The 12,813-nt window shown below is 58.4% G+C and carries 14 protein-coding genes; 9 read left to right on the forward strand and 5 right to left on the reverse strand.

The features are described from left to right. The first annotated feature begins 1 nt into the window (after window position 1). Together ASD01_RS32450 and ASD01_RS32455 are read left to right on the forward strand one after the other, a co-directional pair. A complete protein-coding gene (locus tag ASD01_RS32450; RefSeq protein WP_057223500.1) occupies window positions 2-637 on the forward strand; it encodes a response regulator transcription factor in 636 nt (211 codons plus the stop codon). A gap of 3 nt (window positions 638-640) precedes the next feature. After that, on the forward strand, window positions 641-1,021 hold the full coding sequence (locus ASD01_RS32455) for a response regulator transcription factor (protein ID WP_060644901.1): 381 nt from the start codon (window positions 641-643) through the stop codon (window positions 1,019-1,021). Here ASD01_RS32455 and ASD01_RS35100 read toward each other — a convergent pair. Beyond that, entirely contained in the window at window positions 993-1,958 is a 966-nt protein-coding gene (locus ASD01_RS35100) for an AraC family transcriptional regulator (RefSeq protein WP_082584722.1), read from the reverse strand. The genes ASD01_RS32455 and ASD01_RS35100 overlap by 29 nt on opposite strands. Window positions 1,959-2,061: 103 nt before the next feature. On the opposite strand from ASD01_RS35100, the gene ASD01_RS32465 reads away from it, so the two are divergent. From ASD01_RS32465 to ASD01_RS32480, 4 genes are read left to right on the forward strand one after another with little or no spacing between them, the layout of a single operon-like run. Beyond that, on the forward strand, window positions 2,062-2,514 hold the full coding sequence (locus tag ASD01_RS32465; RefSeq protein ID WP_244495322.1) for a nuclear transport factor 2 family protein: 453 nt from the start codon (window positions 2,062-2,064) through the stop codon (window positions 2,512-2,514). Then, the gene (locus ASD01_RS32470) at window positions 2,511-3,602 is read left to right on the forward strand and encodes a Gfo/Idh/MocA family protein (protein ID WP_060644902.1); all 1,092 of its coding nucleotides are present in this window, start codon (window positions 2,511-2,513) and stop codon (window positions 3,600-3,602) included. Before ASD01_RS32465 ends, ASD01_RS32470 begins: the two co-directional genes overlap by 4 nt. After that, a complete protein-coding gene (locus ASD01_RS32475) occupies window positions 3,595-4,629 on the forward strand; it encodes a quinone oxidoreductase family protein (protein ID WP_060644903.1) in 1,035 nt (344 codons plus the stop codon). The genes ASD01_RS32470 and ASD01_RS32475 overlap by 8 nt, the downstream gene beginning before the upstream one ends. A gap of 4 nt (window positions 4,630-4,633) precedes the next feature. Then, entirely contained in the window at window positions 4,634-5,626 is a 993-nt protein-coding gene (locus ASD01_RS32480; RefSeq protein WP_060644904.1) for a zinc-dependent alcohol dehydrogenase family protein, read from the forward strand. A 50-nt stretch (window positions 5,627-5,676) separates the two neighbouring features. Here ASD01_RS32480 and ASD01_RS32485 read toward each other — a convergent pair whose 3' ends face one another. After that, window positions 5,677-6,573: a LysR family transcriptional regulator gene (locus tag ASD01_RS32485; RefSeq protein WP_244495323.1), complete on the reverse strand. Its 897-nt coding sequence runs from the start codon at window positions 6,571-6,573 to the stop codon at window positions 5,677-5,679. A gap of 101 nt (window positions 6,574-6,674) precedes the next feature. Between ASD01_RS32485 and ASD01_RS32490 the strand changes: the two genes are divergently transcribed. The 3 genes from ASD01_RS32490 to ASD01_RS32500 all read left to right on the forward strand — a co-directional run bounded on the left by ASD01_RS32490 (window position 6,675) and on the right by ASD01_RS32500 (window position 8,994). After that, entirely contained in the window at window positions 6,675-7,598 is a 924-nt protein-coding gene (locus tag ASD01_RS32490) for an SDR family NAD(P)-dependent oxidoreductase (RefSeq protein WP_200954166.1), read from the forward strand. Beyond that, complete coding sequence (locus ASD01_RS32495; protein WP_060644907.1) at window positions 7,595-8,449, forward strand: NAD(P)-dependent oxidoreductase; 855 nt, start codon at window positions 7,595-7,597, stop codon at window positions 8,447-8,449. The genes ASD01_RS32490 and ASD01_RS32495 overlap by 4 nt, the downstream gene beginning before the upstream one ends. 104 nt (window positions 8,450-8,553) lie before the next feature. Then, a complete protein-coding gene (locus ASD01_RS32500) occupies window positions 8,554-8,994 on the forward strand; it encodes a DsrE family protein (RefSeq protein WP_060644908.1) in 441 nt (146 codons plus the stop codon). 557 nt (window positions 8,995-9,551) lie between these two features. Here the strand turns inward: ASD01_RS32500 and ASD01_RS32505 are convergent. From ASD01_RS32505 to ASD01_RS32515, 3 genes are all read right to left on the reverse strand, one after another. Further along, complete coding sequence (locus ASD01_RS32505; RefSeq protein ID WP_244495324.1) at window positions 9,552-11,291, reverse strand: 3'-5' exonuclease; 1,740 nt, start codon at window positions 11,289-11,291, stop codon at window positions 9,552-9,554. Between the two features lie 326 nt (window positions 11,292-11,617). After that, window positions 11,618-11,950 (reverse strand): hypothetical protein, encoded by a 333-nt coding sequence (locus ASD01_RS32510; protein ID WP_156623716.1) that lies wholly within the window; start codon window positions 11,948-11,950, stop codon window positions 11,618-11,620. 41 nt (window positions 11,951-11,991) lie between these two features. Next, window positions 11,992-12,813 (reverse strand): hypothetical protein, encoded by an 822-nt coding sequence (locus ASD01_RS32515; protein WP_060644910.1) that lies wholly within the window; start codon window positions 12,811-12,813, stop codon window positions 11,992-11,994.

Genomic DNA, 12,813 nt, shown 5'->3' on the forward strand with positions numbered 1-12,813 from the left:
GATGTACAGTGAGGATCATGCAGTCTTCGTGATAGACGACGACAAGCGCGTCCGGGACGGACTTTCCGAGCTCCTAGAATCGTGGCAGGTCAACGTTGCGACGTTCGCAACGGCGCAGGAATATCTGGATGCCCCAAAGCCCCAGAATCCTTCATGTCTCGTACTCGACATACGGTTGCCAGATATCGACGGTTTCGAGCTCCAAGCGCGGTTGGCGGATGAACCGCATCCTCCGATCATTTTCATAACGGGCCACGGGGACATACCGATGACGGTCCGCGCGATGAAGCTGGGCGCAGTCGATTTCCTTGCGAAACCGTTCAGGGAGCACGACCTGCGCGCTGCGATCGAATTGGCACTCGCGCGCGACCGCGAGGCGCGACACGATCGAGCCGCACTCAGTGAACTACAATCTCGGCTGGAATGCCTTTCCGCCAGGGAACGCGATGTCCTCCCACTCGTTGTAAGTGGATTAATGAACAAGCAAGGTGCCGCCGAGCTTGGAATAAGCGAGATCACCTTCCAAATCCATCGAGGCAACATGATGCGCAAGATGCATGCCGACTCCTTGGCCGACTTGGTGCGGATCGCCTCCAAACTCAGCATACCGATTACGCACTCCCGACATGGAAACTGACGAATGATAGCGCAGGCGAGCCATACCTTTGCAATTGTGGATGACGATAAGCGGGTTCTTGAGGGGCTGCGTGAGCTTCTTGAGTCCGTAGGTTATCTGGCCCGAACCTATAGGTCGCCGAAAGCTTTTCTCTCGAGTGGAGACCTCTCCGCGTGTGACTGCGTAATCACGGATATCAGCATGGGCTCGATGGACGGGTTCGAGTTGGAGCAGGCGGTCAGAGGCCGGGAACCTGAAATGCCGATGATACTGATGACAGGTCGCAGCGACATTGAGGATCGTGGTTTCGCGGGAGCCGATGACCGCAGAGTCTTCATGCGAAAACCACTGAACAGCAAAGTGCTTCTCCAGGCGATTACGCGGCTTCTTGCATTTCCGCAATGATCGGGGTCGCCCGGCCCTCCTTGGCCTCGGCAAGGTTTTTTCTGTATTGGCTGGGCGCGGTCCCCATTACCTTCCTGAAGGCCTTCGTGAACGCTGCCTCCGACCGATACCCCACGCTTCGCGAGATCACAGAAAGCTTGTTTGCATTGCCCTCAACCAGCCTGGCAGCCTGGTAAATCCGCCATTCTGTCAGATACTCCAGCGGAGCTTGTCCTACGACATCCTTGAAGCGGGCGGCGAAAGCTGAGCGCGACATACCAGCCTTCTTTGCGAGCTGATCCACCGTCCACGGCATTTGGAGCTCTGAGTGCATGGCATCGACCGCCAAGACCAGATTCCTGTCGGAGACTGCCGCCAGCCATCCCGTCTTTGGCGCCAACCCTAGTTGCGCGAAAGCACGGATCGCATGAACAAAAAGCAGCTCGAACAGGCGACGCACCACGGCATCCGAACCGAGCCCCGGAGAATCTGCTTCTGCCGCGAGCAACTCAAGCACCGATTGAAATTGCCGGCTCCGGCTCTGCTCCGATTTGAGGTGAAGCAGTTTAGGCAGCACATTCAGCAAGGGCCGGGCGTCAAGTCTGTCGATCTCGAAGAAGCCGCTGATGAAAGTGGTCGTCGCACCGCCTCCACCGAACTGGATCCTGTTGCCCACACGAAGGGTCTCGACATCAAGACAGTCCGCCGTGCGCGAGTCTGCATGATCGTAAACCCGGTAAGGCTCGTTCCCGAACATGATGAAGACGTCGCCTGCGCGCAACGACACCGCATGGGGATTTTCCCGTGTGGTGAGGACTCCTGATCCGCGGACCACGAGAACGAATTTAATCGCCGGGTCACCGTCCGAGGCGACGCCCCATGGGGCAGTCGCGTCCAGCGTCGTGAACTTCGCTTTCCTAATTCGCATCGAAGAGAAGATGTCGGTCAAAGGGTCCAACTAAATGTTCCTATTATGGACGATCGAGCCAGAACTTGGGACGATCGAGGCTGAAGGCTCTTGCATGTCATCGCTATATGGAGGCTCGAAAAGGAGATTCCAATTGCAAAACCATCACGCCCTGGTCGAAACCATACGCACGTCGAAAGCTCGCTACTGCCGATACGTGGATACCCAGAACTGGTCGGAATTCGCTGCGATGTTCGCACGTCATCCGTCGCTCCGTTTTATCGGCGAGGACGGTGTCGTGGTCGCCGAGTTCGACTCCCTCGACGAATTCCTGGCCGTCACCAAGGGCTACCTTGCCGGGGCACGGACAATCCATCAGGTCCACAATGACGAGATCGATGTCATCTCGGAGACCGAAGTCCACGCAATCTGGTCCATGGAAGACTACCTGATTTTTCCCGATGTCAATGACAGCCGACCCGCCTCGATGCACGGGTACGGCCACTATCACGAAACATGGCGGCTCGAAGACGGAAAGTGGCGCCTGGCGCACCTGGAGCTTCGCCGCACGATCCTAGAAATCAAGCCGAAGGAGAATGCGGTATGACCCTTAATCCCATCAAAGTAGGCATCATCGGCGTTCATCCGGACAAGGGCTGGGCCACCACCGCACATATCCCTGCCCTGAAAGCGTTGCCTGAGTTCCGGATCGCGGCTGTAAGCCACAACAGGTCGGAAATGGCTCGCGCGTCGGCCGAGAAGTTTGGCGCGGATCACAGCTATGGAACGACGCATGAACTTGTGAAGGATCCGAACGTTGACCTGGTCGTCGTGACCGTCAAGGTTCCACATCACCTTGAACTCGTCACCATGGCCCTGGAAGCAGGTAAAGCCGTTTTTTCGGAGTGGCCCTTGGGCATGAACCTGCGCGACGCCGAAAAAATGCTAGCGCTGGCCAAGAGCAGGAATGCGTTTACGGCGATCGGCCTTCAAACGCGTTCCGTTCCGGCCGTCAACTTCATCAGGGATCTGATTAAGGACGGCTATGTCGGCGACGTGCTGTCTGTTTCCGTCATCGGATCTGGCATCATCTGGGGTGAGGAGATCAACGAGAGCTACCTATACACACTGGATATGGCAAATGGAGCTTCGATGTTCCACGTGCCTTTCGCCCACACGCTTGACGCGACCCTCTACGCCATCGGCTCGAGACTGAAGTCCGTCAGGGGCGCGCTGTCGAACAGCCGTGCGATGACCCGTATAGCGGAGACAGGGAAAGAGGTTCCATTAACAGCGCCAGATCAAATCATTGTCGCTGGCTTGCTCACGAACGGCGCAGCCCTCAGCGTCCACTTCCGCGGCGGTCTCTCGCGCGGCACGAACTTCCACATCGAGATCAACGGCACCAAAGGCGATCTCATCCTGACGAGCCCCGTCGGTTATGTCGGGCTGGGCGGCTTCACTGTAAAGGGTGCACAGGGGGCCGAGCAGATGCAGGAATTGCCAGTGCCGCCTCTCTACGAGACCCTTGGCTTCGAGGAAGGATTCAGTCAAAGCGTGGGAGTCGCCTATTCCCGCATCGCGTCCGACATGAGAAATCACACCAACCTGTCTCCTACATTCGAAGACGCTGTGAAACTGCACCGCGTTCTGGATGCCATCGTCTCAGGCAACGGGGAACGGCGCGATGTTTGAGAAGATGCAGGCACTGGTTGTCACTAGGCCCGGCGGACCTGAAGTCCTTCAGGTGCGCGAAGTCGACCGCCCTCGGCTACGGGACGAGCTTGATGTTCTGGTTGAAGTGAAGGCGGCCGGCATCAATCCTGCAGACTGGCAGAACAGGAAGAATGGAGCCGTCTACGACAGCGAAGGGAGTTCACAGAAAGAGCCTACGATCCTCGGCATCGACGGTGTCGGCGTTGTGGTCGAAGCCGGACGAGACGTGGTGAACGTCAGCGTTGGTGACGAGGTCTGGTACGTGGACGGCGGCTACGCCGGAAACCCCGGAAGCTATGCAGAATACAAGGTCGTCCGCGCCGATTACGTCACTGCGAAGCCGAAGAAACTGGACTTCGTGGAAGCCGCCGCCCTGCCAGTTGTGGCCCTTACCGCATGGGAGGCCGTGTTCGAAAAGGCGAAGGTTAGCCGAGGTGATCATGTCCTGGTCCACGGCGGCGCGGGCGGACTCGGGCATATCGCAATCCAGTATCTGACTTCTCTCGGAGCCAGGATCGCCACCACCGTTTCCAACGAGGCTAAGGCCGCATTGGTGAGGGAGCTGGGTGCCGATATTGTAATTAACTACCGGGAGGAGAGCGTCGAGGAAGCCCTTCAGGCTTGGCGAGGTGAGCCCGGCGCGAAAGTCGTATTCGACTTCGTGGGCCACGGGAACTTCGCGGCAAGCTTCGGCCATACGGCGCCCTACGGACGGCTGATAAACACTGTTGTATCGGATTGGCCCGCCGAGGGAAACGGCCCGGCCGAGTGGAAGAACCTGGACATCAGCTTCGTCAACATAGGTCTGCCGCAGATCAGCCGCCATCATGCACATCGCCTACGCCAAACCGCTGCACTCTCCCAGATTGCCGAACTCGCTGATCGGGGCAGCTTGCGGGCACACATTGACAGGGTGGTGTCTCTCTCGGGCGTAGGCGAAGCGCAAAGGGCACTTGAAGCAGGCGAAACTCTGGGCCGCCCGGTCCTTTTGATCTCAGGTAAATGAAGCCATGCAGCGTTGGGAATATCGGCCGCAGGAACGCGGTCTCGCACAATGTGACGTTCCGATCCCCGAGCCTGGACCGAGGGAAGCTCTCGTCAAGGTGAAAGCGGTGTCTCTCAACTATCGGGATGCCGCCTTGATCGACGGAGCGATGGATTCTGGCCCAGACGGAGTCCTGGTGCCGGGGTCAGACATGTCGGGAGAGGTTGTCCGACTGGGACCGGATACAAAACGCTTCTCGATCGGAGACCGTGTCATCTCGGCGGATACCATGAACTGGATCGATGGTCCGGCTCCGCCATACGAGACCAATAGCGTCCCGCTTCTTGGAAGGCTCGCCGAATACGTCTGCGTGCCGGAAGACCGCCTCGTCGCTCCGCCGCAGAATCTCACGCATGTCGAAGCAAGCACCCTCCCCGTCGCGGGACTGACGGCATGGTTTGCGCTGGTTGAACTTGGCCACGTAAGAGCCGGACAGACTGTGGTGGTCCAGGGTACAGGGGGTGTCGCGTTGTTCGCTGTCCAGTTTGCCGCAGCGCACGGGGCGCGCGTTATCGTGGTGACGAGTAGTGACGAGAAGATCGAACGTGCGCGTGCGGTCGGTGCCTCCGATGGCATAAATCGCCAGACCCATCCTGCCTGGCACGAGCGTGTGTTGGAACTCACCGATGGCTTCGGCGCACATCACGTACTGGAGATGTCGGGCGGCGAGAACCTTGGATTCTCCGTTGTTGCGCTGGCTCTAGGTGGGCGGATATCTCTGGTCGGGTTACTAGGAAGCTCGGAAATCCGCGCGCCGATCGGACCAATTCTGTTCAAGCGGGCACAAATCGTCGGCATCGGTGTCGGACATCGCCGGGCGCAGGAGGACATGGTCGCGGCAATCGACCGGCTGTCCCTGCGACCAGTGATCGACAGGACCTATCCATTCGCACAGACCCCGGAGGCGATTGCTCATCTGCGTCGCGGTCCGTTCGGGAAGATTGTCGTGTCCATGTGAAGAGTTCGAGACCCGGTGCCAAGGGCACCGGGTCTCTGTCTTGCTGGCGGCTATTGCAGTCCATGTTCACGAAGGAACGAAACGAAAGCTCGCATGGAAGCGCTCAAATGGCGATGTCGAGGATAATACAGTGATAGTCCGGGATACGGTGGCGTCCATTCTTCCAGGACCTGCGCAAGGATTCCGGCATCCAGGGCAGGACCAGCCATCCACTTGGTCAAGTAAGCAAGCCCGTAGCCGTCGATGGCGGCTGCTAGAATGAGGCGGGAATTATCGAGGACCAGGCCACCCCTTGTCTCGGTAGCAAGAGCTTCCCCCCGCCGTTCGAATTCCCAACGGTAAAGACTCCCGCTGGGCATCCGGAGTTGAATGCATCGGTGATCGACCAGATTGGCCGGCGAGCGCAAAGCAGGCGCATCCGCGAGATAGGAGGGAGCGGCCACAACGACATGCTGCTGCATCGGCCCAATGGGGACGGCGATCATATCGTCGGAAACAATTTCACTGGAGCGGATGCCGCAGTCGAAACCGTGCTCGGCGATGTCGACCAGCCGTCTCTCGCTCACCACCTCAACCTGCACGCCGGGAAACGACGCCATGAATTTGAGCACCAAGGGTCTTAGCACCTGCTCGGCAGCCGTGGCATCAGAGTTTATTCTCAACGTTCCCGACGGCTTGGCATTGAAATCACCTAATTCATCGGCGGCCTTCGCGATCTCGTCTAGTGCGGGTTCAAGCCGGGAGAAAAACCGCCGCCCGGCATCGGTCAGTGAGACATTGCGCGTGGAGCGATGAAAGAGCTGGGCGTTCAGACGGTTCTCAAGGTTCGCAACGCTGTGGCTGAGAGCAGATGGGCTGAGGTCACATCTGCGAGCGGCGGCGCGAAATCCGCCGAACTGAGCAACGGCAACGAAAGCCGCCAGCTCAGCAGGCGACAGGGCGCTCACTGTGCGAAATATCTCAGCATACTGTCCAGTCGTGTCCATCTACACAGAACAATGCACCAAGGTTATCTGAGTTGCAACCATAACAGTGAAAGGTCGAAGCAATGACTGACCAGCTTCCTTTTGGATTCTCAACGACGGCATCAGAAGTGCTCTCAGGGGTAGATTTGACTGGCAAAACGATGATCGTCACAGGCGGAGCCAGCGGCATCGGTATCGAAACGGTGAAGAGCCTTGCCGCAGCAGGAGCGTCGGTCACCATCGCGGCGCGCCGCCTGGGAGCTGCTGGAGAAGTCGCCCAAGCCCTCAGAGCCGAAACTGGAAACCCGAAAATTGACGTGCGCGCGCTCGACCTATCTGACTTGAAGTCCGTCCGCACTTTCGTAGCGGACTGGGATAAACCTCTTCATGCCCTGGTCAACAACGCGGGGATCATGGCGTTGTCCGATTTGCAGCGCTCGGCCGAAGGGTGCGAGATGCAGTTCGCGACAAACTTCCTCGGTCACTTCGCTCTGACGCTAGGCCTCCGTCGCCATCTCGCGAACGCGCAGGGTGCGCGTGTCGTCTCGGTCAGTTCAACAGGCAGTCTCTTCGGGCCTGTGTTCTGGGACGATCCTCATTTCCGGTTCATCCCCTACAATCCCCTGCTCGCATATGCTCAATCCAAGACCGCCTGCATCCTGCTCTCGGTCGGCATCAGAGATCGCTGGGCCTCTGATGGAATCGTCTCGAACGCGCTCAACCCCGGTGCGATCGCCACCAATCTTCAACGTCACACCGGAGGATTGAGAACGCCCGAGCACCTTCGCAAGACACCTGAACAAGGGGCTTCCACATCCGTTTTGTTGGCCGCGTCGCCTCTGGTGGAAGGAATGAACGGACGGTATTTTGACAACTGCCAGGAAGCCCCTTTGGTCCCGAAAAGACCGGAGGGTAAGCTCGAAGGGGTCGCGTCGTACGCAATCGACAGCTCCAACGCGGATCGGCTTTGGGAAATGGCTCTCAATTTCGTCGGAGACGCGAAATGAGCGCGGTCGTGCGTGTGGGATTCATCGGCCTGGGCGATCAGGGTGCGCCCATGGCAGTGGCAATCGCCGAAAAGTTCGAGCTTCATGTGTGGGCCCGACGAGGCGCCTCATACGAGGCCCTCAGACACGCCCGGCACATACGGGCCTCCAGCCCGGCCGAGCTGGCGGCAAGCGTGGACGTCTTGTGCCTGTGTCTCCGAAGCGACGCAGATTTGCATGAACTGTTCGCGGATGGCTCGGTGTTCCGCGAACTCGGCGGGCATAAGATCATCATCAACCATGCGACGGGCGATCCGATCGAATCGGAAGGATTCGAAAGACTGGCGGCCGAGTGGGGCGTCCGGTTTCTTGATGCGCCGGTCAGCGGCGGGCGCCCGGGTGCGGAAGCTCGCTCTCTTACCTGTTTCGTCGGCGGACGAACTGACGCCCTCGACGAAAGCCGCGGCATCATCGAGTGCCATAGCTCCAGCATCATAGCCATGGGTCCGGCAGGTTCCGGACAGACGGCGAAGCTCTGCAACAACGCTCTCACGATCTTGAACCTGCGCAATGTGGTCGAGGTGTTCGCCGTGGCGGACAAGCTGGGGCTATCCCTCGTCGGCCTTCGCGAGGCGTTCGCGCACAGCAGTGGAGGTAGTTTTATCCTCCAGGCTCTCGGAACCAAGGTGACGGTGACGAACGCGGCGCACATCGCCGAACTAAACCGAACGGACCTGCGTGAGTTTGCGGAGGCGATGAGCCGAAAGCACGTCGATCCGACGGCTGTATTGCAATGGGGTATCAGGGGCCCAGACGGCCTTGAGGAATTGGTCCGTAGCCTGCAGCAGTCGAAGCCTAATATGAACCCATGATTGGTGGGGGCCGCCCCTATGTGTAGCTTTGTTCAAGCGGGCATCTTTCCATAGTTCGAAATCGCAAGTCGCTCGCGCCGTCTTCGCAACAAGGGAGTCAAGACATGTCTGACGCCAATCACGCAATCACTATCGATGTCCCGGTTGAACTGAAGTCCGTAAAATCCGTGCACAGCATCGGCTCGCTTCAGTTCGAAGGCGATCTGCCGGCCGCGATTTTCCACCTTCAACTCATTACGAACGATATTGCGGACTGGGGCGCTGACTCCGAAGTGATAGTGGTATTCCACACGAACGCGGGGCATCTTACGCTGCATGACGAGGCGTACAACGGCTCACGGAAGATCGCAGCGGGAAATCCCAACAAGAACCTGATCGCCGATTTGGTGAAGCGAGGTGTCAAGATAGAGCTCTGCGGGGCCACCGCAGTGGCGAACGGCTGGGGCAATGCAGACCTCCTTCCGAACGTGAAAATCAACACGGACGCGATGGCACGAACCATCCAGCTTGTTCAACAGGGCTTCGTGAAAATCACAGAGGCGTAATGGCTCAATGGTGCTCCGCTGGGGCAACCCCTATTAAAGGATCGCAAGGTTCGCCGCCTCACGATGCGGAAACCAAGGCAAGGGTCGAAACAGTCCCCCCAGCGGGAGTCCTATCGCCTCAAGCTAGAAATACATCAGCTACGTCCGCCACCAACGACTCCAGCCCCGACCGGCACCCTCAGTGACCTCGATTCGCGTCGCGGCGAAACACGCGCTGTTCCAGCCGATACATTATGCGATCTTCGTGGCCCAAAGAGTGAACATCACAGCAACAAGGCTACAAGGCTTGCAGTTCAAGCCGCCAAATTGTTGATGTCGGGGCGAGTAGCGGTCGCGACCAACGCGCCTGCCCATTGACAGACGATCAGCTCTGATGGCTTCGTTCAGACCGTTTGCGGTCAGAAACCGAGGATCGCTCGCCTTGTTCTGATTGCATACTACTGCGGACGATTGTTGTTCGCGTTCGAAGAGCGCGAGTCTTGTTCTCACCTTGGCTTGGCCTCAAGGAGGGGAGCCACGAGACGCCGACGATGCCACCTCTCGCTGCATGTCTGCGACTACTCGCTGAAGTCGACGAGATACTCGGACCCCGGTCTCAGGCCGGTCAGAACCAGATGTTCCCGCGCGCGGGTGCACGCCACGTAGAGCAGCCGCCGCTCCGTTTCGTATACATCGTCAAGCTCCGCCTCGTCGGCGGCATCCGCTACGCGCTCGTCGAGAGGCAGGATTCCTTCATCGCAAGCCATCACGACTACGGCGCGAAATTCCAGACCTTTTGCCAAGCTCATCGGCGACGTGACAATGTCGGCAGCCTCATCGCTTCCAGGCACTCCTGATCGGGCACGCTGGATCAATTGTTGTGTCCGCACGAAGACGCCGATCTCATGAGCGGCGATACCTTCATCCAGCCAGGTTGCGATGGTCGCGCGCACACTATCGGCCTCCCCGCGCTCATTCTCGAAGGTTCTGATTTCCGGCGGCGGACCAGAGAACACGGAAACGATACCGCGACGCTCGTCCTCGAGCCCATCGGTGTCGCGTAAAACGTTGGGCAGGAGCTTGTCGGCAGCCCGGCGGATCTGCTGTGAAGTGCGATAGCAGACCTTGAGCGTATGCGACCTGCCGCGAACGTCGATGCCCAGGCCAGCCCAAGAAAAAGGATGCTGGAAGATGCGCTGGCCAACATCTCCAGAGAGAAAAATGGCGTCGGCACCGGCCGGAGCCAATGCAGCAAAGAATCGGAGCTCTGCCGGCGCAAGATCTTGTGCCTCATCGATGATGATGTGGTCAAATGGCTTCGACTTCCTGTCGCTGATCGAACCGGCAAGGCTCGTGAAGACCTCAGACCAGGTTGTATAGCGCTCAGCCGACAACGACGCGCGTACCGACGCAAACACGGGCCAGAGCCGCTCCCGCTGGTTCGGACCTAGGCGGCTCTTGCGGCCCATTCTTTGAACGGTCGCATAGGCCTCCGGCGACGTAATCCCCCAGGCGTCGATCACATGGGACCACTCCGACAGCAGGAATCGATCCGAAAATCCCATCAGATCGGCTTTGGTCGCGGCATCGTGGAGCCATTCCCTAAGCATCGATTCTGACGCAATCCGGGGGCGCACGCCATACTCTAGCTGATGCATCTGTTCCGCTATTCCGCGAAAAGAGGCGGTGGTGATGCGAGGTACGATGCCGCCAGTCTCCGGCGCGAGCACGAGAAGCTTCTTTGCCATGGCGTCGGCAAGGGGCTGAGAGAAACTTGCCAACAGGATCCGAGCATTCGGGTTTTGCCGGGCCAGCCGGACCGCGCGATGGATCGCGACGATCGTCTTGCCTGTCCCGGCCGAACCCGCCACGCGGGCAGGTCCGGCGAACGTTTGCTCAACCAGCGACCGTTGCGAGGGATGGAGGAAGACACCCCATTTCTCCCACGGGAAGGCGAGTGCCTGTTCCAGTTCATCTTGGTCAGCGATCGGACGAATCCTGCGCAATGCATCAGGGTGGGAGAATGGATCGGCGAGGCGAGCAACAGACGGGGGCAGTATTCCCGTGGCAGCATATTCCAATAGCGCTTCGGAGGCTTCTGCTGGCAGATGCGCCGCAAGCGCAAAAAAGCCTTCCTCGTAGGTGTCGCGGACATCGGCTAGCCAGTCTTCGGGAACACCCGCTGATAGCAGCGCCTCATCGTCGAGAGACGCGAAAAGCGGCTTAGACGATGAATCCTCCTTCACGCCTTTCGCAGGCTCGGGGAAAACGAGGTTGAGCGTTCCGGGCGGCGCAACGTCTTCGACGCGCTCGCGCACTTCGACGATCTGTATTGCACCGGTCCGTGGATGCGCCTAATCCGCCGGCGCTCAGCCCACGCATAAGCCGCGTCGTGATGGTCGACATAGGCGACCAACACGCTGTCTCTCGTCCTGTGGACGATCAGCCTTATGTCTCGATTGACACGAGCCGACCAGAAGTTCGGATCCTTGCTGTTGTCAATGCGATGGAGCTGTAGCCCGTTGCCGGACGGATCCATCTGTAAATCAAAGACACTGGCCTTGACTGCCTTCTGATCCACGCCTGATAGGCGGCTGAACGAGGCCGTGAATGTCTCTGCTATCAGGAAGTTCACGTCACCACCTCACTTCCATTGTGCACGCAGCCGGTCGAGCTGTTCACTCCAAAATTCGATCTCATCAATAAAGGAATATCCGAGCGATCGCGAAAGGTCGAAAAAGCCCTTGCCCGGTTGCAGATCGTGTTTGTGAACCACCAACGCGGTGATGAGTGGTCGTCCGCCTTCGTGCTCATCAGTGGAAAGTTCACCAAGAAAGTGAGCGAGCCGCGGGTCATGCGGCTCCATCTGAATCGCCGAAATCTTGCTTGCCAGTGCCGAATAGGTGATCGGGTCGCAGCGCTTCGCTCGTTGCCTGAGAATGATTAGGGCCTCGCCCTTGGCCTTCTTCCAGGCCAAGGCATCAAATCCGTGATCGAAGTTTTCCCGCCGCATTTCCATTAGGCCCATTGGTCAGAAAGGTTGTGGCGAGTTCCGAGCATGTAGAGGCCACTATGCACGTCCAAGATACTCCAATCCGATTTACCCTTAAGGAGTTGTTGCATCAAAGCGTTGTTTTCATAGATGGCGCCGGGCTCGAATGCCTCGTCATCAAGTGCGCTTCCCGCAGGCTTTTGGGGCAGCAACTTCGCTTGGTGCAGTAGCGACAGACCCATATAAATTGGCCCTCCCGGCGGAAGCATGACTTCACGGTTCTTGAGTGTGGAGGCCAAGGCAGGCTTCGAGAACAATGCCACCATAAACATTGCTGTCGCATTCCAACTGCCTATGTAGCGCGGTCGCTCTTCTGTTTTCGACAGTATCGGCTGCAGCCATCGCTCTTGCGCGCGGCCATAGCTCGCAAGATCATCCGGCAAATCTATGGGCAACCTGACTTTTTGAAACATTGCATAGCCGCCGGTGAGAGACTGTTCTATCGGGGTGGGGCCGCGCTCAAGGTGAAATGTCTTCGCCTTGCCAAGTGACGTAGCATCAAGACTTGAGAGCACCTTCGTCGCGTTGTCCGTAAAGTCGTCGTGTATCTGTGCTAGATGCCCCCAACCTAGCCCGACGGCGAAGCAGACGTGCCAGGGGTCCCGATCGGGAAACTTCGCCAACTGATCTATGATTTCGTCGAACGCGAACTTATTCAGTTTCTTACTCCCATCGTGCAGGAGTTGCTGAACTTTTGATCGTGCGGGGCCTCCGCCGATTCCGCCGCCCTTCGCGCAAAGTTCGTTGAAAGTTGTTTGGACCATATTGAGCGGTTTTGCGATCTTCAT

The sequence above is a fragment of the Ensifer sp. Root423 genome, assembly GCF_001426275.1.
GTDB lineage: Bacteria > Pseudomonadota > Alphaproteobacteria > Rhizobiales > Rhizobiaceae > Ensifer > Ensifer adhaerens.